Source organism: Microvirga sp. GN3, assembly GCF_055792825.1.
On the sequence record NZ_JBVVAK010000120.1, the window covers coordinates 1 to 24,227 of the forward strand.

Annotated in this window: 25 protein-coding genes and 3 pseudogenes; 20 read left to right on the forward strand and 8 right to left on the reverse strand. The window is 61.8% G+C overall.

Annotation, left to right across the window (positions count from 1 at the left end):
• Positions 1-195 precede the first annotated feature (195 nt).
• From ACS5Q1_RS35165 to ACS5Q1_RS35215, 11 genes and pseudogenes are all read left to right on the forward strand, one after another.
• The gene (locus ACS5Q1_RS35165; protein WP_473102606.1) at positions 196-453 is read left to right on the forward strand and encodes a TOBE domain-containing protein; all 258 of its coding nucleotides are present in this window, start codon (positions 196-198) and stop codon (positions 451-453) included.
• Entirely contained in the window at positions 450-2,240 is a 1,791-nt protein-coding gene (locus ACS5Q1_RS35170) for an ABC transporter permease subunit (protein ID WP_473102583.1), read from the forward strand. The genes ACS5Q1_RS35165 and ACS5Q1_RS35170 overlap by 4 nt, the downstream gene beginning before the upstream one ends.
• A gap of 174 nt (positions 2,241-2,414) precedes the next feature.
• Complete coding sequence (locus ACS5Q1_RS35175) at positions 2,415-3,365, forward strand: ABC transporter substrate-binding protein (protein ID WP_473102584.1); 951 nt, start codon at positions 2,415-2,417, stop codon at positions 3,363-3,365.
• A 13-nt stretch (positions 3,366-3,378) separates the two neighbouring features.
• Complete coding sequence (locus ACS5Q1_RS35180; RefSeq protein WP_473102585.1) at positions 3,379-4,497, forward strand: mandelate racemase/muconate lactonizing enzyme family protein; 1,119 nt, start codon at positions 3,379-3,381, stop codon at positions 4,495-4,497.
• Between the two features lie 38 nt (positions 4,498-4,535).
• Positions 4,536-6,047, forward strand: coding sequence for an argininosuccinate lyase (gene argH, locus ACS5Q1_RS35185; RefSeq protein ID WP_473102586.1), 1,512 nt, complete (start codon positions 4,536-4,538; stop codon positions 6,045-6,047).
• Between the two features lie 409 nt (positions 6,048-6,456).
• Positions 6,457-6,822 (forward strand): annotated as a pseudogene (locus ACS5Q1_RS35190) (transposase); the annotation flags it as partial.
• Between the two features lie 246 nt (positions 6,823-7,068).
• The gene (locus ACS5Q1_RS35195; protein WP_473102587.1) at positions 7,069-8,151 is read left to right on the forward strand and encodes an IS110 family RNA-guided transposase; all 1,083 of its coding nucleotides are present in this window, start codon (positions 7,069-7,071) and stop codon (positions 8,149-8,151) included.
• Between the two features lie 16 nt (positions 8,152-8,167).
• Positions 8,168-8,938 (forward strand): annotated as a pseudogene (locus tag ACS5Q1_RS35200) (IS1595 family transposase); the annotation flags it as partial.
• Entirely contained in the window at positions 8,931-9,104 is a 174-nt protein-coding gene (locus ACS5Q1_RS35205; RefSeq protein ID WP_473102588.1) for an I78 family peptidase inhibitor, read from the forward strand. The pseudogene ACS5Q1_RS35200 and the gene ACS5Q1_RS35205, both read left to right, overlap by 8 nt.
• A gap of 283 nt (positions 9,105-9,387) precedes the next feature.
• Entirely contained in the window at positions 9,388-10,002 is a 615-nt protein-coding gene (locus ACS5Q1_RS35210) for an Hsp20/alpha crystallin family protein (protein WP_473102589.1), read from the forward strand.
• Positions 10,003-10,156: 154 nt separating this feature from the next.
• Positions 10,157-10,258 (forward strand): annotated as a pseudogene (locus ACS5Q1_RS35215) (IS5/IS1182 family transposase); the annotation flags it as partial.
• A gap of 479 nt (positions 10,259-10,737) precedes the next feature.
• On the opposite strand, the gene ACS5Q1_RS35220 reads toward ACS5Q1_RS35215, so the two are convergent.
• The 6 genes from ACS5Q1_RS35220 to ACS5Q1_RS35245 all read right to left on the reverse strand — a co-directional run bounded on the left by ACS5Q1_RS35220 (position 10,738) and on the right by ACS5Q1_RS35245 (position 14,720).
• Entirely contained in the window at positions 10,738-10,905 is a 168-nt protein-coding gene (locus ACS5Q1_RS35220) for a hypothetical protein (protein WP_473102590.1), read from the reverse strand.
• A gap of 395 nt (positions 10,906-11,300) precedes the next feature.
• Positions 11,301-11,591 (reverse strand): hypothetical protein, encoded by a 291-nt coding sequence (locus tag ACS5Q1_RS35225; RefSeq protein ID WP_473102591.1) that lies wholly within the window; start codon positions 11,589-11,591, stop codon positions 11,301-11,303.
• Between the two features lie 261 nt (positions 11,592-11,852).
• Positions 11,853-12,299: a CBS domain-containing protein gene (locus ACS5Q1_RS35230; protein WP_473102592.1), complete on the reverse strand. Its 447-nt coding sequence runs from the start codon at positions 12,297-12,299 to the stop codon at positions 11,853-11,855.
• Positions 12,300-12,741: 442 nt separating this feature from the next.
• Positions 12,742-13,248: a hypothetical protein gene (locus tag ACS5Q1_RS35235; protein WP_473102593.1), complete on the reverse strand. Its 507-nt coding sequence runs from the start codon at positions 13,246-13,248 to the stop codon at positions 12,742-12,744.
• A gap of 85 nt (positions 13,249-13,333) precedes the next feature.
• Complete coding sequence (locus tag ACS5Q1_RS35240) at positions 13,334-13,654, reverse strand: hypothetical protein (protein ID WP_473102594.1); 321 nt, start codon at positions 13,652-13,654, stop codon at positions 13,334-13,336.
• Between the two features lie 79 nt (positions 13,655-13,733).
• Positions 13,734-14,720: an ABC transporter substrate-binding protein gene (locus ACS5Q1_RS35245; RefSeq protein ID WP_473102595.1), complete on the reverse strand. Its 987-nt coding sequence runs from the start codon at positions 14,718-14,720 to the stop codon at positions 13,734-13,736.
• A 731-nt stretch (positions 14,721-15,451) separates the two neighbouring features.
• Between ACS5Q1_RS35245 and ACS5Q1_RS35250 the strand changes: the two genes are divergently transcribed.
• Positions 15,452-15,643 (forward strand): hypothetical protein, encoded by a 192-nt coding sequence (locus ACS5Q1_RS35250; protein WP_473102596.1) that lies wholly within the window; start codon positions 15,452-15,454, stop codon positions 15,641-15,643.
• 318 nt (positions 15,644-15,961) lie between these two features.
• Here the strand turns inward: ACS5Q1_RS35250 and ACS5Q1_RS35255 are convergent, their stop codons facing one another.
• Positions 15,962-16,426, reverse strand: coding sequence for a GFA family protein (locus tag ACS5Q1_RS35255; RefSeq protein ID WP_473102597.1), 465 nt, complete (start codon positions 16,424-16,426; stop codon positions 15,962-15,964).
• A gap of 17 nt (positions 16,427-16,443) precedes the next feature.
• Entirely contained in the window at positions 16,444-17,880 is a 1,437-nt protein-coding gene (locus ACS5Q1_RS35260; protein ID WP_473102598.1) for an NAD(P)/FAD-dependent oxidoreductase, read from the reverse strand.
• A gap of 367 nt (positions 17,881-18,247) precedes the next feature.
• Between ACS5Q1_RS35260 and ACS5Q1_RS35265 the strand changes: the two genes are divergently transcribed.
• The 8 genes from ACS5Q1_RS35265 (at position 18,248) to ACS5Q1_RS35300 (ending at position 23,759) form a co-directional block, all read left to right on the forward strand.
• Positions 18,248-18,814: a sigma-70 family RNA polymerase sigma factor gene (locus ACS5Q1_RS35265; RefSeq protein WP_473102599.1), complete on the forward strand. Its 567-nt coding sequence runs from the start codon at positions 18,248-18,250 to the stop codon at positions 18,812-18,814.
• On the forward strand, positions 18,811-19,542 hold the full coding sequence (locus tag ACS5Q1_RS35270) for an anti-sigma factor (protein WP_473102600.1): 732 nt from the start codon (positions 18,811-18,813) through the stop codon (positions 19,540-19,542). Before ACS5Q1_RS35265 ends, ACS5Q1_RS35270 begins: the two co-directional genes overlap by 4 nt.
• A 264-nt stretch (positions 19,543-19,806) precedes the next feature.
• Positions 19,807-20,328: a fasciclin domain-containing protein gene (locus ACS5Q1_RS35275; RefSeq protein ID WP_473102607.1), complete on the forward strand. Its 522-nt coding sequence runs from the start codon at positions 19,807-19,809 to the stop codon at positions 20,326-20,328.
• 65 nt (positions 20,329-20,393) lie between these two features.
• Positions 20,394-20,990 carry a cytochrome b/b6 domain-containing protein gene (locus tag ACS5Q1_RS35280; protein WP_473102601.1) on the forward strand — a complete coding sequence of 199 codons (597 nt, stop codon included), beginning with the start codon at positions 20,394-20,396 and terminating at the stop codon, positions 20,988-20,990.
• 15 nt (positions 20,991-21,005) lie between these two features.
• Complete coding sequence (locus ACS5Q1_RS35285) at positions 21,006-21,782, forward strand: molybdopterin-dependent oxidoreductase (protein ID WP_473102602.1); 777 nt, start codon at positions 21,006-21,008, stop codon at positions 21,780-21,782.
• Positions 21,783-21,793: 11 nt separating this feature from the next.
• Positions 21,794-22,471: a hypothetical protein gene (locus ACS5Q1_RS35290; protein ID WP_473102603.1), complete on the forward strand. Its 678-nt coding sequence runs from the start codon at positions 21,794-21,796 to the stop codon at positions 22,469-22,471.
• Entirely contained in the window at positions 22,471-22,962 is a 492-nt protein-coding gene (locus ACS5Q1_RS35295; protein ID WP_473102604.1) for an SRPBCC family protein, read from the forward strand. The genes ACS5Q1_RS35290 and ACS5Q1_RS35295 overlap by 1 nt, the downstream gene beginning before the upstream one ends.
• A gap of 101 nt (positions 22,963-23,063) precedes the next feature.
• Positions 23,064-23,759 carry a DUF998 domain-containing protein gene (locus ACS5Q1_RS35300; RefSeq protein ID WP_473102605.1) on the forward strand — a complete coding sequence of 232 codons (696 nt, stop codon included), beginning with the start codon at positions 23,064-23,066 and terminating at the stop codon, positions 23,757-23,759.
• Positions 23,760-24,227: the final 468 nt, after the last annotated feature.

Below are 24,227 nucleotides of genomic sequence, written 5' to 3' on the forward strand. Positions count from 1 at the left end.
GACGCCGCTCCTCCATCTGCTCGGATGTCAGATGCGTCGGCCGCCAAACGTCGTCATCCATCGCGCGCCTCCTCACGAGGATCGACATCACCCTATGTTACACCACCTCCGTGAAGATCATTAAAAGGGCCAGGCGATGCTAGCGTCAAGGCCGATGCCCTAGGCTCCCTGAAGGTGGGCCAGGCCGTGGACGTGATGATACGTCCAGAGCACATCCGGCTGCTTGCCAACGACGACACCAGCGACAATGCGGTTCCGGGCATCCTGGAGCAAAGCATCATGGTGGGGCCGGTGACGCGGTACTATGGTCGGCTGTCAGACGGAACCCCCATAGGGGCGATGCACCTGACCCGGAGCCCCCACCGCGCAGCCCAGCCCGGGGATGCGGTCCGCTTCGGCTGGTCCCAGGAACATACCGTGGTCATCCAGCGCGCTGCGGCGGTGTCGCCATGACCGGGACCGCGACAGGCCTGACCCAACGCCTGCATCAATGGGTACGAGGCTGGGGCATCCTCCCGGCTGTCGTCCTGCTCGTGACGGTCTTCCTCATTCCCGTGTCGCAACTGCTCAGGCTCAGCATCATCGACGACACCGGGCAGCTATCCTCCGAACACTATCTCAGGCTTTTCGAGAGCGGCCTTTACTTTCGGGTCCTGGGAAGCACGTTCAACATCTCCCTTTGGACAACCGTCGTCTGTCTCATTGCGGGCTATCCGGTTGCCTACCTCCTTGCGACGACCACCGGGCGGGCCCGGAGCAGCTTGGTCCTCTGGGTCCTCATGCCCTTCTGGACAAGCGTGCTGGTCCGCAGCTTCGCATGGATCGTCATCCTCGGACGGCAGGGCCTTCTCAACCAGATCCTGACGACCCTCGGGCTGACGGATGCTCCCTTGGAGTTGATTTACAATTTCGCCAGCGTGATCGTCGGCATGTCCCATGCCATGATGCCACTTGCCATCCTGACGATGCTTGCCGTGATGCAGAACATCGACAGGAACCTGCACCGGGCCGCCGCGACATTGGGCGCCCGTGGATCCCACATCTTCTGGAGGATCTACTTCCCACTGTCCCTTCCCGGCGTTGCGGCAGCAGGTCTTCTCGTCTTCATCACGTCCCTCGGCTTCTTCGTAACCCCGACCTTGCTGGGGAGCCCGAGCGAGACGATGCTGGCCCAGGTCATCGTGGTGCAGATCGACGAGATGCTCGACTGGGGGTTTGCCGGTGCCGTTGCCGTCCTGCTCCTTGTTGCGTCGATCGCGGTTTTCTACGTCTTCGATCTCGTCCTGGGAATGTCAGCCCTGACAGGGGACATCAAGGCCACGAATTCCAGGAGAGGCGGATCCCTGACCCGCGCCAGCGCCAGGTTCGGATACCGCGTGACGGCGGCCTTGGGTTGGATCGGTGCCTATGCGGGAGAGCTGTACGACCGGCTCCCAGGGCGGGGCAAGGTCCAGGCCATGGAGCGGCGGCGTGTCATTCTTTGGGTGACAGTCATGGCCGTCGTCATCTTCCTGGCCGCCCCGTCGTTCTTCCTCGTACCGATTTCCTTCTCGGGGAGCTCGTTCTTCGAGTGGCCGCCACGGGGATTTTCGCTGCAATGGTATGAAACCCTCTTCGCATCGCCGCTCTGGCAGCAGGCCATGATCCGGTCCGTATGGGTAGGCCTGTGCACCGCGGTCCTGTCAGTCATCATCGGAACTCCAGCCGCATTCGCTCTGTCCCGGCAGAAGATCCCCGCCAAGTCCCTGGTGATGGCCTTCATCCTCATGCCGATGGTGATGCCGCACATCATCGTCGCCCTCGCGCTCTTCTATGCCTTCGCAAGGATCGGATTGGTTGGAACCTCGTTCGGCTTGATCCTCGGCCACACGATCTTCTCGCTTCCCTATGCCATCGTGACGATCATGGCGGTGCTGAGGAACTACGACATCCGCCTCGACCACGCGGCGTGGACCCTCGGGGCGACCCAGCTCACGACCTTCAGGCGAGTGACCCTGCCGATCATCCGGACAGGCATGATCACAGCCTTCCTGTTTTCCTTCGTCAAATCCTTCGACGAGCTGACCGTCGCGCTGTTCATCAGCGGTGGCACGTCGACGACCCTGCCTCGGCAGATGTGGGCCGATGCCCTCCTGAACGTCAGCCCGACCCTTGCCGCCGTTTCGACGCTGATCCTGGCCTTCGTGACCGTCGTCATCATCTGTGGCGAAATGATCGGGCGCCGGAAGAAGGCCTACTGACCAGATTGAGTTCCAACCCCAGAACAAGAGAGGGAATACAATGTTCGTCAAGGATCGCATCACCCGCCGGACCATGCTCAAGTCGTTATCCGTGGGCACGGCCGGGATCATGATGCCTGCCATCTGGCAACGCAGTGAAGCCGCACAGACGTTGACCGTATCGGACCCCGGGGCGTGTACACGACTGCCTGGACCGAGGCTTACTACGAGCCGTTCAAGAAGGAGACGGGCATCACCATCATCCCGGTGGTGCGGCGATCGAACCCATCCGCCGAATTCAAGGCACAGGTGGAGACGAACAACTACAACTGGGACGTGAGCGGAGGCATCAATTCGGACGTTGCCGACCTGCTCGTCGCCTCGAAGCTGGTGGAGCCGCTCGACCTGACGGGCCCGGACATGGCGGCGATCCCAACCGACATGAAGAATGAATTTTACTTCGCGGACAGCGTCGTGACATTCGTGCTCGCCTATCGCACCGACAGGTTCAAGGAGCCCCTGACGTCTTTCGCTGACATCTGGGACGTGAACAAATTCGCCGGACGTAGGGCCATGCGACGGCTAGCCCGCGACATGATCGAGATCGCCTTGCGGGCAGATGGCGTCCCGGGCGGCGCGGAGATCTACAAGGTCCTCGAAGCTCCCGGTGGTTGGGACCGGGCGTTCAAGAAGCTGGACGAGATCAAGCCTCAAGTGAAGGTCTGGTGGGACTCCGCCGCGCAGAGTGCCCAGCTCCTGCAAAACGGCGAGGTCGACATCTGCCCGACCTTCAACGCAAGGGCGCAAGCCGCCGCAGAGGCAGGTGCACCGGTGGCGATCACATGGAACGGCGGCTTCTACAGCGCCACCGGCTGGTGCATACCGAAGGGCGCACCCAAGGCCGACCTTGCCCGCCAGTTCGTCAAGTTCTGCGCACGCGCGGATCGGCAGGCGGCCTTCACGACCAAGCTGCCCAACGGCCCGTCCAATCCGGAGGCGTACAAGTTCATCGACCAGAAGATCGCGGTCCAACTGCCGACCTTCCCTGAAAACCTCAAGCAGACCACCCGGGTCAACGACGCCTTCTGGGGCAGGAACAAGGCGCAGTCCGACAAGAAGTTCAACGAGTGGCTTCTGCGGGGCTGAGGGAGTTTCGAACTTGAAGATCACGAATGTCCAGTTGCGCCAGATCAAGGCCGACCTGCCCTCCGCGTTCAGCGGAGGGACCTACACCCTTGCGGCGCGCACCGCCTTGCTGTGCCGCGTGACGACGGACCAAGGCTTGGAAAGCATAGTCTGCGTCGGCAATGAGTCCGGATACAGTTCCTATCTGAAATCCCTTGTTCGCGGTGCGTTCAGAGACCTGCTCGTCGGCGCGGATCCCCTTCGCGGCGAGTGGCTGTGGCAGCGGATGCTTGATCATGACAAGGCCTACGTCGACCGTGCATCGCTCATGATGGCGATCGCCACCGTTGACGCCGCTCTTTGGGATCTCAAGGGCCAGATCACGGGTCTGCCTGTCTGGCGTCTCCTCGGTGGAGTGAGCGCAAGGGTGCCGGTGATCGGCATCGGGGGCTACTACGAGACAAGCCGCCACGAGGACGGCATCAGGCGCGAGATCCGCAACTATCGGGAACAGGGCCTCGCAGGGATCAAGTTCAAGGTCGGCGCCTTGTCCATCGAGGAGGATGCCGAGCGAGTTCGGATCGCACGGGATGAAGCAGGATCCGGGTTCGCGATCGTCGCGGACTCCAACATGGCCTGGACCCCGGATGAAGCCGTGCGGTTCGCTCGGCTCATTGAACCCCATGATATCGCATGGCTCGAAGAGCCGACCCGTCCGCGCAACTTCGTAAGAGCCTTGCGTGAGGTGAGATGGAAGACGGGGATGCGGATCGGAGCCGGTCAATCCGAGGTATCGGTCTTCGATGCCTATCATCTGATCCAGTCGGAAGCCGTCGATGTCATCAACGTGACCTACAATCGCGGTGGCGGCATCACGGGTTGGGTGAAGCTCGCAGGTGCCGCGTCCTTCCCGGACATCCGAATGGGTCAGGTCGGCGAGCCCCACATCAGCATGCACATGATGGCAGGGATCTCGAATCCCACCTATGTGGAATGCTATCCTGATCCTCATCGGGATCCACTCTGGGCGGAACTCTACCTCGATCGCCCGGAGCCCAAGGATGGCTTCATCACGGTTCCCGACAGACCAGGCCTTGGCTTGACCCTCAATCCGGAGGCGATCGAGCGTCTCGCGATCGAGCCTTGGTCGTGATCCGGTCGAGCCACTCTCACACGCAATCGGATCACCACATGCAAAATGCTCATGTTTCCGCGGGAGACCGCCCAGAGGCACGCCTCGATGCCTTACCCGCAAAGGAGCTGCTGTCCTTCTTCGAGGCACCGCATCTCGAGCGGGAAAAGCGCCAGTTCCCTTATTTCATCAAGGTCGATCTCGCTCATACGGTCATGCTGGGCGAGCGGGAGATTCTGACAGGCTCTCAGACCCGCAGCATCCTGGAGACCTTAAAGGAAATCGAATACCTCGGTCCGGAGGGGATCCCCATGGATCCAACGCATGGCAGTCTGCTGTTCCAGATCGAGCGTTACCTGATCTCACGCATCGGCGAGCATACCGGAGGACGGATGCACATCGGCCGGAGCAGATTGGATCAGGGGCCGACGGCCCGGCGCCTGTACAAGCGTTCGGAGCTCCTCGGCGTGATGGACGGCATCGGCAAGCTCCGGGCCGATCTGCTGGACCTGGCTGGCAGGCACCATGAAACCATCATGCCGGGATATACCTGTCTCCAGCATGCCCATCCCGGAGTGTTCGGGCAGTACCTCCTTGGCTTCAGCAACAAGCTCGGGGACGATTTCGACAGATTGGCGGCATCGTATGGACGCCTGAACCTCAATCCTCTGGGCGGTGCGGGCCTATCGGGTACCTCCTGGCCAATCGATCGCAGCCGGACGACCGAGCTTCTTGGGTTCGACGGGTTGGTCAAGAATTCCAGGCTCGTGCGGGAGGCCTACTATGCGGCCGAAGTTGCGTCGGGTCTATCGCTCTTGATGTCGACCCTCAACGATCTGGCAACCGATCTGCACCTCTGGTCCAGCTATGAGTTCGGCTTCGTCGAAACCGCGGATGAATTGTGCGGCACGAGCAGCATCTTTCCCCAGAAGAAGAACCCCACGGCCCTCGAGGCGGTCAAGTTCGCGGCCGGAGAAGCCGTGACCTGGCTTTCCACAGCCCTCGCCACTTTCCGGGCAGAAGGCACGGGCGATGTCGTGATGCGCGAGCTTCCGCTCCTGGATCGGGCCTTCGTCGCCGCCTCGGGATCCCTGGCACTGATGTCGGCTGCGATCCGGACGCTGCGTGTCGATAAAGCCCGCATGAAGCAGTTGTCGGCCGCAAATTGGTCGACAGCTACTGACTTGGCAGATGAGATTGTCAGGCGGCGCGATGTTTCCTTCCGTGAGGCGCACAACATCGTCGCTCGGCTCGTCCGGATAGCAACGATGAGAAACCTTCAACGGGCCGAGCTGACGAGCTCCTTGCTGGACGAAGCTGCCAATGAACTGAAGTTGCTGCCGCCGAACCTTGATGACGAAACCGTCTGTGGTGCGTTCGACGTTGACACCTTCGTACGAAGCCGTGTTTCGACCGGGAGTGTCCATCCCGACCAGATTTTGTCTCTTCAAGAGGACGAGGCAAACTCCCTGCTTAAAGGAGGAAACTGGCTCGATGACAGGCGGAAGAAGTTACGTGAAGCCAACCATGAGCTGGAACGCGCGGTCAGTCGTTTCATTGCCGCCGTGTGATGGTCACACGGTCGGTGACTCTCCTTGCCTCGAGCGATCCGATTCCAACCCAATGCGTGATATCGGCAAGCCCTCAGATCGCGGGGTCGGGCATTTCATGCCCCGACCTCAGATGGCGTGAGCGCGGGATGCCACCTGTCGAGCGCAATCGTCCATAGAGGATTGTGAAGGCCTCACATGAACAGCGCACGATTGAGACGGACGAGATATTCCGCACCTGGGTTCGTTCCGGCACTCCCGACCCGCTCCTGGATCGGCGCGACCGCTACGTTGCGCCGCTTGGGGGCCAGCGCAAGATCTGTTCCTGATTATACGCCGGCATTATCAACCAAACGCAGCTTTTCCTTTGCAGCTAAGCCTTTGCGTGAGATTCTGATCCCGTGACTGATGATCGGATCGGGAAGTCAGCATGGAGTTGTCTGTCCGCGAGGCGCTGGCGCGGATCACCACAGTGCGGGACATGGTCAGAGCGTTCCAGGACGAGGATCACTGCCGGCGCTTGCTCGAGGCGATGGTGTGGCCCAAGGGACGGATTTGTCCCGCCTGCGGCTATTGCCGCTCCATCGGACTGACCGGCCGGGAGAATGGGAGGCGAGCTCGGCCTGGGCTCTATCAGTGCTCGAGCGGCACCTGCCGGTTCCAGTTCACCGTCACGACCCGCACGCCCCTGCATGCGACGAAGCTTCCTCTTCGGGTCTGGCTGTCCGGCCTCTGGCTGATGCTGCAGTCGGACAGTAAGTATGCCTTGGCCAGTGTTCCTGGGCGGCCTGACCCTCACAGCGATCGACCGTTTAGGGTGGCTGGCGCCGCGAGGTGTCCCGGCGTGGCCTGACCCGCACTCAGATCGACCACGATCCGTGTCTTTCCCTTGACCTGTCGGCCGCCCGGGAGCCTTGCGGTGGGGTTTGCCTCACCGATGCATGTGACCCGAGAAGGGCCTGACGTCCTGTCGCGTTACTGTCCTGTCCAGGCATGCGGTCTTGGTGAACCGTTGATCCACGGTTGAGCCAGGAGAGCCGGTATGGAAGGTGGTCAGGAGGTTGTATCGCGTCTCGTCGTAGGCGGCGTCGATACGCATAAAGATCTTCATGTCGCCGCTGTCGTCGATGAACAGGACCGTGTTCTCGGGACCCAGTGCTTCGCGACAACACGACAAGGATATCGGCAGATGCTCGCCTGGATGCGGTCCTTCGGACAGCTCCGGTGCATCGGCGTTGAGGCCACAGGTACGTACGGCGCCGGGCTCCTGCGTTACATGCAGAGTGCCGGTGTCGAGGTTCTGGAGGTCACGACCCCGGATAAACATGACCGTCGCAAGCGTGGAAAGAACGATGATCTGGATGCTCAGAACGCAGCTCATGCGGCCTTTGCTGGCAAGCGCACCGTCACACCCAAAACCCGTGACGGGATGATCGAGTCCCTCCGGGTCCTCAAAGCCTGCCGAAAGACGGCAGTCGCTGCCCGCCGCGTCGCGCTGCAGATGATCCACAACACGATCATCTGCGCCCCCGACGAACTTCGGGACGCCTTGCGCAAGATGACCCGCATGCAACTGGTCAGGACCTTGGCGGCCTGGCGGCCGGATCTGACAGATTATCGCAACGTCATCTCAGCCTACAGGATCAGTCTCAAGTCGCTAGGTTGCCGATATCTCGAACTGCACGACGAGATTGCTGACCTGGACGCCATGATCGGCGCGATTGTCGATAAACTCGCCCCCAATCTGGTGGCGCGGAACTCGATCGGTCAGGGCGGTGCTGCGCAGCTGCTCCTGACGGCCGGGGATAACCCGGAGCGTCTGCATTCTGAAGCGAGCTTCGCCGCGTTATGTGGCGTAAGCCCGGTTCCTGCTTCGTCCGGCAAGACGACGCGCCATCGCCTCAACAGGGGTGGTGATCGAGCCGCCAACAGTGCCTTGCACATCATCGCCATCGGGCGGCTCCGGACCGACCCGCGAACCAAGGCCTACATGGCGAAGCGCGTCGCTGAAGGCCATGCCAAGCTTGAGGTCATCCGGTGCTTGAAACGGTACATCGCTCGTGAGGTGTTCACCCTGATCACTCAGCGGCGAAAGGAGATCAACCAGGCTCGTATCACCGCTTGACATTTAGAAGGGCGTCAAGGGCATCTCCTCGATCCGCTTGGCGGAAGCGCTCGGTGTCAGCCAGCCGACAGCCTGGCGCATAGGCCATGCTCTCCGTCTGATGGTCGGACGCGAGCAGGCTCTGGATGGCGTGGTCGAAATCGACGGCCTTTATCTGGGCGGTAAGCCGCGACGGGATCCGGACTATTCCCCACCGGGCCGCGGCCGCAAAGGCCAGCCGAAGACCTTAAAAACACCGGCGCTTGTGGCCGTGCAAAGGCCACCGGATGTGAGCGTCGGTGCGTCATCAGGTGAGGTTCGGGCAGCAGTCATCGAGGATCTGTCCGAGTCTGAAGCGGATCGGGTTCTCACCGAGGCTGTCGAGCCCAGCGCGCATCTGATGAGCGATGAATGGAAAGCCTTCGTCTCATTGGGTAGCGCGTTTGCAGCCCACGATACCGTCCATCATAAGGCTCGCGAATATGCCCGCGGTCCGGTGCACATCAACTCGGCGGAAGGCTTCAATGACCGGATCCGTCGCACCGTCTCGGGCGTGTTCCACCACATCAGCCCGCATCTCGCGGATCTCTACTTCAACGAGATCGGCTTTCGCTGGTCGCAACGGGTTGTCACAGGCGAAGCACCCCGCCGTAATCGCAAGGGGCGCCAGATCACGAAGACCCTGTGGGCGCGAATACCACCTGCCTTGCAGCTTCCATCCGTGTTCCGCTTCGCCATTGGACGCGAGATGCGCCGAACGAAAGCCGGTGGGATCGACCTCGTTTCGAAAGTAGCTGTGTTTGGTTGATAATGCCGCATCTTGCGCTGACCCCGGGAGGGCCCGCCGGACAGCCGGGGCTCGCGAGGTCCAAAAGGTCGAGCCGGGGGGCGCCTACACAACCGACCTCTACGCCGACCGGCTGAACATCGAGCTAGACCGCGCCGGCATCGTAACAGGTCTTCGTTGCGGATAAGAGTCTCTCGCCCGCGGCTGTTGCCGCGGTCCACCGAGTCACCGAAATCCTCATTCCTCCCAACTTGAAGAGAACGGGGAAGACTGCCGGGCCCAAGCAACGCCAATGCTTCTGCCCATCCATCATTGGTCCAATCCGGATTTCAGACGGATTGATACCGGAATATAATTTGCTCCAATGGCGAGTGCTTTGGCTCCAACGCCGTCCAGTCCGAGTTGTGTTGCCCTTCCGGGCGGACCCACCACTCGCCGAGGATCGTACGTTGAACGAGGAGGAACGCACAATGGCACGCAATCCCATGACCCCCTTCCGTCCCGGTGGCGGAATGTTCCCCGGTGATCCCTTTCTCTCGCTCCATCGCGAGATGAACCGCCTGTTCGATGATGTCTTCCGCGGTGCTGGCTTGCCCGCCGCTGGGACACCGGGCCAAGGCGTCGGCAACTTCGTCAACGCCAGTATGAACGTGTCGGAGACGGAGAAGGAGATCCGCATCACGGCGGAACTGCCCGGCGTCACCGAGCAGGACATTGACATCAGCCTCGATGACGATGTGCTCACGATCCGGGGGGAGAAGAAGTTCGAGCGCACGGACGACAAGGAGAACTTCCACTTCGTCGAATGCTCTTACGGCACCTTCCAGCGCTCGCTGCGGCTGCCCTTCCCGGTGGATCCGGAGCAGGTGCAAGCGAGCTTCGAGAATGGGGTGCTCACGGTAACCCTGCCCAAGACCGGACGGCAGGAGCGCTCGCGTCGCATCCAGGTGCAGGGCCGCAGTGCGGGAGGCCAGAGCACTCAGAACGCTCAAGGTGGTCAAGGCGGTCGTGGGGCGGGCGGCGAAGGCCAGAAACAAGGCAAGGCCGGCGCTTCGGAACAGCCTTCCGACCCGCACTCCGGCTGACAATCCAGCCCCGGCGTAAGGTCAGGGCTGCCGAAGCCACGGCGCGAGGTGCATCCGCTTGATCATCGTGGCGCCTTGTTGCTTGGGTGAGCAAGTTGGGAACCGGAGCTGGATAGCGTAGACGCCTGTTTGGCTTCTGAGCAAAGATCCCGCCATGCCCTTCAAGGCCAATGCCACTCGCCGTCACCACATCCCCAAGCAACGGCATCGAGTGACGAACTGGGCCGAGTACGATGCCAGCTTGGGCCAGCGGGGGAAGCCTGACCGTCTGATTCACGGACGACGCGACTGCGGTCTGGCGCGACCCGATGCTGGATCAAACATTCCGCGAGAGCAGGGTCTATTGGACTGTTAGACAAGTCCTTGTCCTCGGTTCATGCTGTGACAATGCGAGCCGCTATCCTTATGGCCAGCCTTCTCAGCATCGCGCCGGCAACCTCGCAGGAGGCTCCATCGATCTGGCGAGATCCGGAGGGGGGATGCACCTACTTCAAGCTGGGAGACACTCTCAGCCTTCGCTATCAGCGTGACGGATGGCCAGACTGTCCCGAAGTGAAACGTGAGGTCAGTTCATCGCCCATGACCACTGCCGGCCAACCATCTTCGGTTACCCGTGACGATGTTCGAGAGGTCACGCAAGCAATCGAGGGCCTGAGCCGACGCCTGGACGACGTGAAGAGAGAGTTTGAGCGCCGAGGCCGCTGGTAGTCCCGCCCGGACAGCCTCGTGGGAGCCTCAATGCTCCTTGAGCCGCCAACCCCGGCTGCGAGCGTGGCGCTCCATCTCTTCGATGGTCTCCTTAAGCCGATCTGCTTCGGTGAAGTCTCTCCGCACTAAGGCTTGAATTAGCTCCATACGCTTGTGTTCGAGCGCCTGTGTCCAAGCAATTTGTTCCTCTGACATCGGGCTCCTCCAAGGCCACCGCTCGATCAGAAAGGTCGAATGGGGAGACCGTGAGGCCCAAGCACCGCCTGTCTACTTTGGGTGCACCCGTGGTGGACGGGAGCATGAGGCTTCGTGGGCAGTCGATCGGCGGGCGGACATGGGCAAGGGAGAAGGCACGGTCGCCGATCGCTATTCGTTCTGACACGAAACTCGTTCCATCGGGCAACGGCATAAGCCGCTCCACACTTCCTTATGCTCCCCCTATAAGGGGCGGGGCCGGGAGGCGCCCACCGTTCAACCCCCGCGTGAGGAATAAACGCCACCCGTTTCGCTTCAGCCTCAGTATAGAACGCGCTTTGCAGTGTTCGGAAAGCGTTCAAGCGGGCTCACGGAATCCCGCATCACTTACTCAGTTAAACCCCCTTCCACTTGGGATACCTGAAGCGCTTCTCGAAGGCGTGGTTGTGGCCGACAAGAAGCGAGGCTTCGGCTGGGAGCTCGCCGTCACTGATCTGCTCAAATCCCGTCAATGCATTCAGAAGGTATGGGTTGGGTAAGCTGGCGAGGAGCGTGATAGGGCCAGGGCCGGGGGTTGCGACCAGCATCATCTGGCCCGGACATCCAAGCTTCATGAACAGATTTTCGAACTGATCCTGGACCTCGTTCCATGCGGCTGGATCGATGATCCTGCGAGCCCAGATCATGAGCGTCTCCCAGCCCGGGTGGTCGAGGCAAAAATTGGAATGTCATCGGCCGCGTGCCGCCAGGCCCATCTGACGAGGAGTGCAGCAGAACAAGTCCATATGATCTCAGCATAAAGGGCGATACGCCCTCACCCATGCAAATGGGGTGAGGGCGGTTTTTCACAATTCCCAACGGTCGGGTTGCCTGGGCCAATCCTTCGTTTCTGGGCTGAACTCTACCGAGAGAGGGGCCACCGTTATGACCCCTCCCCATTTGGCACATCAGGTCCGCGGTCCACCAGTCTGGCTGTGCTGCCCGCCCGGCTGTGAAATGCCCGCCACAGCTGCGCCGGCTTTGCTGGGCTCGTCCGTCACCGCCATATCTCCTAGCGAGATGATCCCGACCAAGCGCTTGTCGCGGGTGAGCACCGGCAGGCGGCGAACCTGGATGTCGGCCATGTTGCGGGCGACATCGTCGGTATCGTCGTCCTCGAAGCAGTACTTGACGTCTTCCGTCATCACCTCACGGATCGGTATGTCCGGCCCCTTGCCCTCGGCAACGGCCCGGACTGCGATGTCGCGGTCGGTGATCATGCCGACCAGCCGATCACCCTCACGCACCGGCATGATGCCGGCATCCATCTCGGCCATGAGTCGGGCCGCATCCCGGATGCTCTGGGTGGGCTCGATCAGCCGCACATCCCGTGTCATGACTTCACTGACTTTCATGAGCTCCTCCTCTTGGATGCCCCCGTCAGTTTCGCCTTCGTTGTTCCTTGCCTTTAGATTGAGCGAGAACTCGCACGGCAAGCTGTTAGACATACGCTGGTTCTACAGCCCCTGTATCCCTTCATTATATCACGTTTGAGCTGAATGGTGCGGCCGCGTGGTAGGATCTTGGAACGGTGGGACAACGATCCACGCTCCCCAGAAGCACCACGACGATGGCAAGCCAAACCAACTCGAGCAGGCTCTCGATTCTTCCGATGCCGGATGGCGCTAGTCGCGGATCGCCCTCCCCGATCCATTGATACAGGAACGGAGGTGAATGACACGAAGGAGCGTCGTGAAACTCTGTCGTCTCTATCGTCCGATCTGTGCCGGGCCGGGCACGTCACGGCATGATGGCTCGGTCTTCAACGGACGAGATCGACCGCTCTGGATCAAAAGCCTAAACAATCCCGACGAGCCATCCGTGGATCTTGGCGAACAGCGGATGCTCATCGACCGAGGTGGGTGTCGCGGCCTGCTGCTGAACACCCTCCATCCAGGCCGTCACCTCCTCGGGGGCTCCCACTTCTGCTTGGCGGCCAATCGCCAAGGCGCCTTCGAGAACTTTCATGCCCTCTTGGAACGGCAGCCGCCGGCGCATGCGCACGGCGATGTACGCTTCGCGCTCGCGCTCCACCATCGGCGTGTCGGCACAGGCCAGGCGGGTCACAAACGGCCGCAGGTGCTGCCGCTCCTCATCGGAGGCCCCGTCGTTCAGCTGCATGGCCAAGCGGCAGATCGGCCGTGAGAAGCACCCCGGCATGTCCTCGACCGAGCGCACGGGCTGGTACGGGAAGCCGGCTGCCACAATGGCCGCCTCGTTGATGCAGGTGCCGCCGTCCTGGCCGGGAAAGGTGTGTGAGCCCTGCTTCAGCTTCCAGTTCAGGATAGGGTCGAAATGATCCATGGCCGCCAAACCTCCTGGCGAGCCCCCACGGCAGATGGTGATCCCATGCCATCACCACTGTCAATCCGCGCACACCCGAGCCGCGTCAGCGCTTATTCAGCGGAACCACGTTGGATCCAGCTGTGTTGGTGCCCTTGGCTGGCTTGCCCCTGCTGAGGACGGCGGGCGAGACGTTCCACCTCTGCCCGGTGTCGGTGATCACCGTCACGGTCCTCGTGTTGTAGCGCGTCAGCATGCCCTCGAGCTGACCCTGGCCGGGAGGCTGGAAGCTGACCCGGTCCCCGATCTTGAACTCCAGCATCTCCACATGAGCGCGCATCTGGTCGAGCAAGCGCAGGCGCTCGACGATGCGGTGGTGGAGATCGATCAGCACGGCCTCGGTCAGCCGGTCAATGTCGATCGTCATAACGGTACCATCGATGAGAGCCGGGCTGGGCCATCGAGCAAATGCCTGGCCAGCGAGTTCTTGCTGAGTGACGGATGCCTTATTCGATCAGTACGTCAGCCTGCACCAGCAGCGTTGGCGGCACGGTGATCCCGAGACTCTTCGCCGTCTTCAAATTGATCGCGAGGGTGAAGCGGGTCGGATTCTCGAACGGCAACTCGGCCGGACTTGCGCCCCTGAGAATGCGGTCCACCAACGCTGCCCCACGCTCAGCGCTTCCGCTTTGGTCTGGTCCGTACAACATCAGTCCGCCATCACGGACGAGAGACTCGAATTCGTAGATGGCCGGCAGGCGGTGAGCGGCCGAGAACTCGAACACCCGGCGCCGGTTCAGAAGGGTGAGAGAGTCACTCACCATGAGGATGCCGTCGGGCATCTGGCGGATCATGGCCGCAAACGCTGCAGCGAAGTCATTCGGCTCGCGCACACCGAGGGCCTGTACGCTGAGGTCGAGCGCCTTCGCGGCCTGTTCGGACTCCCGGACCCGGAGCGTCATGCCCAAGTCATCGGCGTTCCACAGCATCGCCACCTGCTGCAGCGTCGGCGTCAGGTCTTTCAGGAGTTCCAAGCGTTTCGGCGAGAGCTGGACGGAGACGTCCGAGATGCCGGTGATAGTGCCTCCGGGCCGGGCGAGGCTCGCGATCAGGCCTGTGGCAACCGGATCGCCGGTTCCGCCGAGAACAACCGTCGGGAGGGTGCCGATCTGCTTGGCCGCGAGGGCGGGCGGATAGCCCTGTACGACGATCACGTCGACCCTGTTCGTGATGAGATCGTGAATTAACCCGGGTAGGCGCTCGAGATGCCCCTCGGCCGCTCGGGTCTCGATGATCAGATTGCGCCCGAGCACGTAGCCATGCTGGGCGAGGCCGCGGACCAGCGCTGGACCGTAGACGCTCTCGGTCATCGGGATGCCCGGACTGAGCGTGCCGACGCGAAACACCTTGGCTGATGGTCGTCCCCTTGATCCTGAAGAACCCATCGTGAGGGCGAGCGTGCCCAAGCAGCGGACAAAGTCGCGACGCTTCATGCAGACCTCCCAAGGAGGCAGGCGACCCATTGAGCGCACTGGAGCATTCATTCAACCATGAAACTACTCCTGCGCCTAGCAGCGGCCGTATGAGACGAAGTTCGCGACGTGTTGCGGCACACCAACCCAGTGCAGGAGCCGCCGTTGCAATGATGCGCCGCAATGGGCATCCTCGTGCCACTGGGGCGTAATACTGGTCTTGCCACGACAAAAAGAAAGCGCCCGTTGCTGCAAAGGGCGCTTTAAGGGCCGGCTCGTGTACATGGGCACTCGCGTGCGAGGGAACCGGTATGCCATACGTACACAGCCAAGCTCGTGTTGTCTGTCGGGTATCCAACACTTCCGAGACAACCTTGCTGACTGTCCCAAAGAATCTCAAGTGAAGCACATTCCGGTCAAGATTGCTGGTGAGCTTGGGTGGTCCCGGGAGAGTGTCTCATGACGCACATGGACGATCAGGTTGCCAAGCATATCAAAGAAATGATCCGCAGGGTGATGCGGAAGACGCCTGAAAACCAAGAGCAGCCCCCGCTCCATCAGGCTGTCCAGGCACTCAAGAGAGGCTCTGATTATCCGTATGACCTGATGCGTCTCGCACGCTCCACTTGGCCAGATGAAGGCTCAAAGACCTAGCGGACATCCCGCTGATCGAGGTTTCCCCAACTGCAGCACCTAACGACAAAGGGGTAGCTCCTCGGGGCGGTTGATGTAACCTGCCGAAGAGACAAGAATTGTCTCAAACCTTAGACAACAAATGGATTTTTGATTTGGGGCATATTATGGATGGGCTTTCAATCCTCGTCATTGCCAATGGGATTGTCATTGTCGCTCTCGTGACGCTTCTTGCGGCAATTGACTATCTCGCTCCAATCTCTGATGGGAGGTTAGGTGGGATCTACCCGGTGGGAACATCCAAGCTCTAACACGGCACGCTGAGCCTGGAGTCTTTTACAGCCAGTCCCTTTGCCACCTGAGCCTCGTGAAGCGGTATTGAGTGTTAAAGAGTTCCTCCAGGGCAGAGGATATCGAGGCCCCAGCCGTTCCAGTCCTCAATGCGCTTTGACCACACACCACCCGGCTTGTGGCCCTCAGTGCGAAGGACGATTGGCGACAGCCAACGTGCGGCAGACCGATATTTCCACCCTTGCCGACGTTGCCGAGGCCAGCTCTCTTCTACGCCGTGCCAGAACGCTGATGCCGGGCCGACATCCACTGCAACAGGGTAAGGAGAACCCACCGGCTCAGGGCAATCCGGCCGATGGACCGCATGAGTAGCGCGCAAGCCCGAACGGAAGGCCGAGCGGTGGGCGTTGCCCCTGCAGATGGAGGGCCTTGTGATCGAAGTGGACCCAAGGGTGTTTGCTTTGCTCCCAAGCCGAGATCGTCGGCGCGGGAAAGCATGGATCGGAGAACGTTCCCACCGCAATCCCGATATGGCCCGGCATGAACTCCGCCTCCCAATAGAGCGTCGTGCCACATGTGGGGCAGAAATGACCATCGATCTTCCGCCCTTCCTGACCCGCACGGGAAAAGATCTTGCTCGCACCGTCGATGCGAATCTGCTCGGCCGGGAAATAGGCGCTGATGCCGAAGGCCGATCCCGTCCGACGCTGGCATTGCTCGTAATGGCAGGCCGCAACAAGTGGCGGCTCACCGGCGACTGCGGCCCGGAGAGTCCCACAGCAGCAATATGCGATCCTGGGCATGGTCACCTCCTCGTTGTTCAGCCTGCCTTGCCGGCCTGGAGCACATGGTGGGGCGGCGTATCCCGCGACGAAGTGTTGCCGGGCGAGTTGCGGAAGGCTGTAAGCATGACCTCAGAGAGCATCCGGGGGCTGAACAGTCGTGCGGGCGGATCCAGGAAGTTCATGACCCGGTAGAACTGGTTGGTCACGAAGGCGCTGCGGTGCGTGGCCCGTTGGACCCGCTCCATGTACCACTGCATCGGACGCAGATGCAGTGGTCGCTGGTCCGCCAGCTCCGGGAGCCGGAAGTCCTCGATCAGCACACCCCGCCAGGCCGCATCGATGATGGGTTTGATCGTCTGGAACCAGCGTCGGGCAAAGGCCGACTCCAGACCATCTGCGGCCTTGGCCTGCGCGAGCATCCGGCCGAGAGCTTCAGCCTCGATGGCCGCTACCGTCATGCCCTGGCCATAGACGGGATTGAAGCTGCAGACGGCGTCGCCAAGAACGATCAGCCCTTCTGGACAATGCGCAAGCTGCTCATAGCGATGCCGCAGGCTGCCGGCGAAGCGGAAGTGTTTGATCTGCGACAGGGGCTCGCACTGGCGGATCGTCTCGAACAGGTCCGGCACGGCCAGCGAGCGCGCATAGGCGAGGAAAGCCTCATGATCCTGGGGCATCGGCTCATTGGAGAAGCCCGGCAGGGTCACGAGCCATCGGTCGCCTTCGATCGGAAAGATGAGACCGCTGCGTGGGGATGGCTTGCCCGTGATGACTAACGCACCCCAATCGGGTCGGTCATTGTTGCGACGGAAAGTCCGGGTGGCATAGGCCACGCGAGCCCCGACGAGTTCGGTTGCAGGCACGACGAAACCCAGTTCGTTCAGCCATTGCGGTGTGGCGCTGCCGCGCCCTGTCGCGTCGACCACAAGATCCGCTTCAATCTCATGACCCTGTGCTGAGCGGCCCGGCTCGGCCAGGCGAACTCCCGCGACACGGTTGCCCTTATCTCCTCGCAGACCGATGACGCGGACGCCATTCATGATCGTGACATTCGGCAGAGCGCGAACCCGCCTGTCGATCTGGCTTTCGAGAAGCGGACGGCTCGTCGAGAGAAAGAACAGATCACTGTCGTGCCGCATCCGCCAACCGCCCGCGTAATACCAGGCAAAGTCGCGTCCGGCATTGAGGCGGACGGCACCAGATTCTAAGAGTTCGTCGGAGAGACCCGGCAGCAGGTCGTCGGCAATCATTCTCCCGCGCGCCAACAGAGCGTGGAGGTGATTGCCTTGCGGAACACCCTTCCGCGGCTCCGGACCTTGCCCCGTGGCATCCCGCTCGATGACGGTCACCTGGGCGAAATGGTCCGAGAGAACGCGGGCAGCAAGGAGTCCGGCGATGCTGCCGCCGAGAACGACAGCGTGGCCGAGCGGGCGGCGGGGTGTTCTGATTTGGGAACGTGCAAAGCGGCGCATGGTCTGGTCTCATGCTTTCGGCGGTCATATGGCCTGATCATTCCGTTGTAGGCCCTTCCCCGTGACCCAGACTGTGAAATGGATCACAGATCAACGGCATGGCTCAGAGGCCATTACCCGGAGCCTTGTGCCCCGGATGCAGTCCCAAGGCCGAAAAATTCTGCGCGGATTGCCGGATCGTCTGGTCAGCAAGCAGATGCGCTGACCCTCGCACAGGCTGCAGGCCCATTCGACACTGCTGCCGGGATTCCCAGATGTTCGCTCCCTGCAATCGCACTCAAGCTGTGCATCCGGCAGGTCACCACCGGGGTATCGTGTATAATGGGCATGCGTCGCAGGACGGAATGACGTATGCGGGAGGAGGAACGTGCGGGCCCCATCACCGGAAACCGTACCAGCGTCGATCGATCTCGACGAAGCCCTCAGACAGTGCGCTCAGGGCGATCAGAGCGCCTTGCGCCAGATCTATGAGACCGAAGCCGCCCGCATGCTCGGCGTGGCGCTCCGCCTGTTGCGCCGGCGGGCTCTGGCTGAAGAAGCGGTCCACGATGCCTTCGTCCAGATCTGGCGCCGGGCCGTCAGTTTCGATCCGGCCCGCGGCCGAGCGCGCAGTTGGCTTTATGCCATCCTCCGGCATCGGGCGTTGAACATCCTTCGCGATGAGGATCGCATGGAGTTTGCGGAGGATGACGAACCCGTGGCCCTGCCGAGCGAGGAGGAAGACGCGGAGGCGCTCGTCATCCGCCTGTCCGAGACGAGCGCCCTGCGGCGCTGTCTGGAGCGTCTCGAACCGGTTCGCCGCCAAGCCATCGTACTCGCCTACACGGAGGGACTGAGCCACCGGGAACTGGCCAGGCGCCTCGCCGTGCCGATTGGCACGGCGAAGTCCTGGATTCGGCGTTCTCTGCTCGTGTTGAGGGACTGTTTGGAATGACCCGTGATGAACGCGACCGGCTTGCGGCCGAGCACGTGCTGGGCCTCCTCGACGGGGCTGAAGCTGCCGAGGCGGAAGAGCTGCTGCGGCGCGACCGAGCTTTCCAACAGGCTGTGGCACAGTGGCGTGACCGTTTCCTGGAACTCGACGATCAGGCACCCGCCATCACCAGCGGTGAAGCGCTCTGGCACCGTATCGAGGCTGACCTCGATCAGCCAACGCCGGCAGCCCCTCAGTCCAGACCTGCGGAGCTGGTTCGTTCCCGCGCGACCTTCACCGAGCTGTGGCGTAGTCTTGCCTTTTGGCGCGTCACCGGCCTGGCTGGTGCCTTCGCATCCCTGCTCCTGGCCGTTGGCCTTGCGATGGACATCTCCCGTGCCCCGCCGACCCCGGTCTATGTGGCCGTTCTCCTCACCAACGACAGCCGCCCAGCGGCCATTCTCAATGCGTTTGCCGACGGGCAGGCGGAACTCGTTCCCCTGGAAGGCGTCACGATCCCGCCGGACCGCTCGCTCGAGCTCTGGTCGTTCGCACATGGGGCGACGGCTCCACCGGTCTCAATTGGGGTCCTGAATCAGGCCCGAGCGATCCGCCTTCGCCTCGATCAGCTGCCGCGGGTGGCACCGGATCAGCTGTTTGCCATCAGCCTGGAGCCATCCGGTGGCTCGCCGACGGGCCAGCCGACCGGGCCGGTGCTGATGAAGGGCATTGCCACATCGGCGCTGTAGGCAGGATCGTTAGATCCGGCGTTGCAGATGCGACGATCGACAGTTCTGACCTATCCACTCCCCTCACGACCTCGTGAACCTCCCGATCCTGTCGGCTGCATCCGCCGGGCAGGCCCGTGGGTACCCATCCCAGAAGCCGGATGGGTCCGGCTTCCAGGGGCGCCGCCCGGCTGTGGCTGGCCCATTCACCACCCGTGGGAGACGATAATCATGAAGATTCATATTGCTCTTGCTACCCTTGTTTGTGTCGGCCTCGCTCAGCCTATGTCCGCTTTCGCGCAGTCGAAGATGCCCTCGGAGAAGAGCGTCACGGTCGGCGGGGCGCCGATGTATCCGTCACGGACCATTGTTGAGAACGCCGTCAACTCGAAGGACCACACCACATTGGTGGCGGCCGTGAAGGCCGCAGGGCTCGTCGAGACGCTCCAGGGGCCTGGTCCATTCACGGTGTTCGCGCCGACCAACAAAGCTTTTAACAAGCTGCCGAAGGGGACCGTCGAGACACTCGTCAAGCCGGAAAACAAGTCCATGCTGACCGGGATTCTCACCTACCATGTCGTGCCCGGGCGCTACACCGCGCAGGATCTGATGGCGCTGGTGGCACGCGGCGAGGGGCAGGCGATGCTGACGACAGCGAATGGCGAGCAGCTTACGATCAAGCAGTCCGGCCGCAACCGGCTCGTCGTCACCGATCGCAAGGGGGATCAGGCCGTGATCACGATCCCCAATGTCCTACAATCGAACGGCGTGATCCACGTCGTCGATACGGTTCTGCTTCCGAGCTGAGTGCCGGCGGCCGCGGACTCTACAGCCAGTCCGCGGCCCGTTTCCCTATCGTGGGAGGATTCAACATGCCCGCCTCACGCCCGATCATTCATCCGCTTCTGATCCGCACTACGCACTGGATCAATGCCGCTGCCATGGTGATCATGATCATGAGCGGCTGGGAGATCCACAACGCCCATCCGATCCTGCCTTTCAACATTCCCTCGTCGCTGACTCTGGGAGGATGGCTCGGCGGCGCCACACAATGGCACTTCGCCGCGATGTGGGTGCTGGTCGTCAACGGCCTTGTGTATCTTGCGTATGGGTTGGCCTCGGGCCGGCTGTATCGCAGGCTCTGGCCGATCCGCCCGCGGGCTGTTTGGGAGGATCTCCAGTCTGCCCTGTCGGGGCGTTTGAGCCATGCGGACCTGGCGTCGTACAACGCTGTCCAGCGGTTGTTGTACAGCGGTATCATCGTGACCACCGGTCTCGCGGTGCTGTCCGGCCTTGCGATCTGGAAGCCGGTCCAGTTCGGCGCGCTCACGACCCTCCTCGGTGACTTCGACACAGCCCGCCTCATCCATTTCCTGGCAATGGGCGCGATCGTGCTCTTCCTTATTGTTCATGTGACCATGGCGCTGCTCGTCCCGCGCAGCCTCGTGGCCATGGTCCGCGGCCGCTAACCCCGAGGCTCCGCCATGCCATTTCCAGGGCGATCAAAACCTCACCCCGATACCACCGCCATCGTGAAGGAGAGCGCCCGCCGCCTCGACCTGCCAACCCGGCGGCTGTTCCTGAAGCAGGCGGCCGGCTTGGGCAGCCTCACCCTGCTGACAGGCTGTGATGTCGTCGACGGCTTTTCTGCTGAAGCCGCGCTGGGGCGCATGTCCGACTTCAACGATCGTGTCCAGGCCTGGTTGTTCGACCCGCACCAGCTCGCACGCGAATACCCGGACAGCGCCATCACGCGTCCCTTCCCGTTCAACGCCTTTTACCCGGAAGACCAGTCGCCAGAGGTCGATCCCGAGTCGTATATGCTCGAACTCGTCGGACGCGTGGAGAACGCGGAGCCCTGGACCTTGCGGCAGCTTTACGCCCTGCCCCGTGTCACGCAGGTGACGCGCCACATCTGCATCGAGGGCTGGAGCGCAATCGGCAAGTGGAGCGGCGTGCGGTTTGCGGAGTTTCTCACCCGCATCGGCGCCGACACGCGAGCCCGCTACGTGACCTTCCGCTGCGCGGATGGCTATGCCACTAGCCTCGACATGGCCACCGCGCTGCATCCGCAGACCCAGCTCACTTTCTGGCTCGATGATGCGGTGCTGCCACGGAAGTACGGCTTCCCGATGAAACTGCGGGTGCCGACCAAGCTCGGGTTCAAGAACCCCAAGCACATCGTCGAGATCGAGATCGGCAATGATTACACGGGCGGCTACTGGGAGACGTATGGCTACAACTGGTTCAGCGGCCTGTGAGGAGAACCGCCATGCCCCTGGTGCCGCGCCGGATATGGGTTGTCTTCATCACCGGGATCCTCGCTCTCGGTGGATTGATCACTGTCGCGGGACCGCAGGGCCAACCGGATCTGCGCCGGTTCGATCCGATCGCTGTTGGAACGGCAGAGGCGGAACTCTGGCGCGCCTACTACGATCATCGATACGCGACGCTGGCCACGAAACTCGTTCTGTTCAATCGAACCCAGTACGGCTTCTCACTGGCCGATAGTCTGCGCTCCGGCCTGTCGGCGATGCAGGCCGCCCGGCGGTTTCAGCCGTCGCAATCCCGTGCTGAATCCATGGCTGCCCTTCCGACCCTCATCGACCACTTTACCGTGATCCGGCAGGCGACCCACGCCCGCTTCGATCCCGTTGAGGCGGCGCGACTGGAGCTGGACTGGTGGCAGGCTCGGCGGGAGAATGTCGGGGTCGCAGGCTATGCGCCACTGATCGCGGCTGCGACGGCGTATGTCTACGAGATCGACCCAGACTCACTGGCTGCCTATGCCCGGCTGCGCGCCGAGGCCATGAACCTACGGGATGCTCGCGCCGATGGAATCGAGGAAGGCGACTGGCAGACGATCGCCGATCGGCTGATGCGGGCCTACCAGGCTTTGCATGCCGCCACCGCGTCGCCTTCGATGCGTTTGAGTGGAGATCAGCGCTGATGGCTCAACCTCCCGGATCAGCCTTCGTATTGGTGTCGCACTGGCGGGTGCCGGGCGACATCGAGGCTGCATTCGACTGCCTCGGCGGCCCTGAGATCGCCCGCTGGTGGCCTGAGGCCTATCGGGAGGTGCGCGAGATATCCCCCGGAGATCCGGAGGGACGCGGTCGCGTGCTCGACATTCTGACCCGTGGCCGGATCCCCTATCCTCTCCGCTGGCGGCTGGAGGTGATCGAGGCCCGCCGGCCGGAGCATCTGGTGGTGCGGGCGTCCGGCGATCTCGCTGGCGAAGGGATTTGGGAACTGCGCCAGAGAGGTGCCTTTGTCGAGATGACCTACGCCTGGTGTGTTGAGGTGACCAAGCCGTGGATGCGGTGGCTGACACCTGTGCTCCGCCCGTTCTTTGCCGCCAATCACCACTGGGTCATGCGTCGCGGCGAGATCGGACTGACGCGAGAACTGGCCCGCTTGGATCACCAAGCTCATGATTGAGGATCAGCGGGATGAGGTGTCGATCCGCTCAGCGCCCGTTGCGGATTTAGCACTTTTGTAGGAGCGACCCCGTCACACCGAGGTAAGGAACGATTCGCAAGATGTTTGACGACAATCGAGAGTTCACACCCAAGCTAGATCGATCGTCGGCTCTATTGGGAGCGACTGCGTGGCTGGTGAGCTCGCTCCTCTACTTGGCTTGCGAAGCCATAGCTGCATCAGCCTTCCCTGGCTATAGCTATGCACGCAATTACATCAGCGACCTCGGCGTCCCTGACGTCGGCGATTTCATGGGACGCTTCGTGAGCTCTCCACTGCACGCGGTGATGAATTTCGGGTTCATCGCTCGTGGCGTGTTGCTCCTGATTGGCAGCTTCTTGATCCTGCGTCCCACGTTGGTTGCGCGCGGGCGCACTCTGTTATTGATTTTGGCACTGCTCCACAGTGTGGGCATTGTGCTCGTTGGCCTCGTCCCGACCAACCCGTCCTCGGCGGCAGCAGGCCTGATAGGCATTCACACGCTCGGGGCCCTCCTGGCGATCCTTGGCGGAAACACCATGGCAATGGTCGCGGGGCTTCGTGGCGATCCAATCACGACCTCGAGATCGTACCAAATCATCAGCCTTGCTTTGGGAGTTTTCGGAGGAGCCAGCTTCATCATGCTGATGGCAAATATCAGCCTTGCCCGCTCAATCCTGTTTGCGAACGGGATTTGGGAGCGTCTGAGCGTTTATACCATCATTGCGTGGACGTTGGTTTCCTCCTTCGCGATCTATGTCGGCAATCGAAGTTCCTGATTGCTGACTTCCACTCGCAGCAGCCAGCTGAGCGCCGGCGAGCCATCCTCGAGTGACGTCGCGATCAGGCGAATGTCCACTTTGATTGAGAGCGTGCCATATTTGCGCGCTGTGTTGCATGGATCGGATTGTACACGGATTGAATTCACTCGCGGCCCGAATTCAAGCGACGAGGACGACTATGTAAAGGTCCGCTGCTCAATCTGGACCGGCCCTCGCCTCCCCTGCTGCCGCGAAAGCATTCTGGCCGCCAGCAATCTCTTGAACATGACTTGATCGTGCCTCCGAGACTGCGCCCAAACAGGCAGCCAGAAAGCGCGAGGACACACCAGGCGGTGCTATGGGGGGCTCCGTTGCATTAACTTGGAACGGTCACAACGAATCCAGTCGAACGGGTCGTTCAGGCTGCAAGGCCGAACAACTGGTTGACGAGACGGATTTCGCCTTTCGCTCCTGCCTCTCGCAGAA

Bases quoted from the DNA above. Each gene is read 5' to 3' on its own strand.
- ACS5Q1_RS35285 (WP_473102602.1), top strand. From the start codon at position 21,006: ATGCCATTTCCAGGGCGATCAAAACCTCACCCCGATACCACCGCCATC.
- ACS5Q1_RS35300 (WP_473102605.1), top strand. From the start codon at position 23,064: ATGTTTGACGACAATCGAGAGTTCACACCCAAGCTAGATCGATCGTCG.
- ACS5Q1_RS35225 (WP_473102591.1), bottom strand. From the start codon at position 11,591: ATGATCTGGGCTCGCAGGATCATCGATCCAGCCGCATGGAACGAGGTC.
- ACS5Q1_RS35245 (WP_473102595.1), bottom strand. From the start codon at position 14,720: ATGAAGCGTCGCGACTTTGTCCGCTGCTTGGGCACGCTCGCCCTCACG.
- ACS5Q1_RS35295 (WP_473102604.1), top strand. From the start codon at position 22,471: ATGGCTCAACCTCCCGGATCAGCCTTCGTATTGGTGTCGCACTGGCGG.
- ACS5Q1_RS35240 (WP_473102594.1), bottom strand. From the start codon at position 13,654: ATGACGATCGACATTGACCGGCTGACCGAGGCCGTGCTGATCGATCTC.
- ACS5Q1_RS35195 (WP_473102587.1), top strand. From the start codon at position 7,069: ATGGAAGGTGGTCAGGAGGTTGTATCGCGTCTCGTCGTAGGCGGCGTC.
- ACS5Q1_RS35170 (WP_473102583.1), top strand. From the start codon at position 450: ATGACCGGGACCGCGACAGGCCTGACCCAACGCCTGCATCAATGGGTA.
- ACS5Q1_RS35255 (WP_473102597.1), bottom strand. From the start codon at position 16,426: ATGCCCAGGATCGCATATTGCTGCTGTGGGACTCTCCGGGCCGCAGTC.
- ACS5Q1_RS35165 (WP_473102606.1), top strand. From the start codon at position 196: ATGATACGTCCAGAGCACATCCGGCTGCTTGCCAACGACGACACCAGC.
- ACS5Q1_RS35230 (WP_473102592.1), bottom strand. From the start codon at position 12,299: ATGAAAGTCAGTGAAGTCATGACACGGGATGTGCGGCTGATCGAGCCC.
- ACS5Q1_RS35210 (WP_473102589.1), top strand. From the start codon at position 9,388: ATGGCACGCAATCCCATGACCCCCTTCCGTCCCGGTGGCGGAATGTTC.
- ACS5Q1_RS35290 (WP_473102603.1), top strand. From the start codon at position 21,794: ATGCCCCTGGTGCCGCGCCGGATATGGGTTGTCTTCATCACCGGGATC.
- ACS5Q1_RS35260 (WP_473102598.1), bottom strand. From the start codon at position 17,880: ATGCGCCGCTTTGCACGTTCCCAAATCAGAACACCCCGCCGCCCGCTC.
- ACS5Q1_RS35235 (WP_473102593.1), bottom strand. From the start codon at position 13,248: ATGGATCATTTCGACCCTATCCTGAACTGGAAGCTGAAGCAGGGCTCA.
- ACS5Q1_RS35280 (WP_473102601.1), top strand. From the start codon at position 20,394: ATGCCCGCCTCACGCCCGATCATTCATCCGCTTCTGATCCGCACTACG.
- ACS5Q1_RS35220 (WP_473102590.1), bottom strand. From the start codon at position 10,905: ATGTCAGAGGAACAAATTGCTTGGACACAGGCGCTCGAACACAAGCGT.
- ACS5Q1_RS35275 (WP_473102607.1), top strand. From the start codon at position 19,807: ATGTCCGCTTTCGCGCAGTCGAAGATGCCCTCGGAGAAGAGCGTCACG.
- ACS5Q1_RS35270 (WP_473102600.1), top strand. From the start codon at position 18,811: ATGACCCGTGATGAACGCGACCGGCTTGCGGCCGAGCACGTGCTGGGC.
- argH (WP_473102586.1), top strand. From the start codon at position 4,536: ATGCAAAATGCTCATGTTTCCGCGGGAGACCGCCCAGAGGCACGCCTC.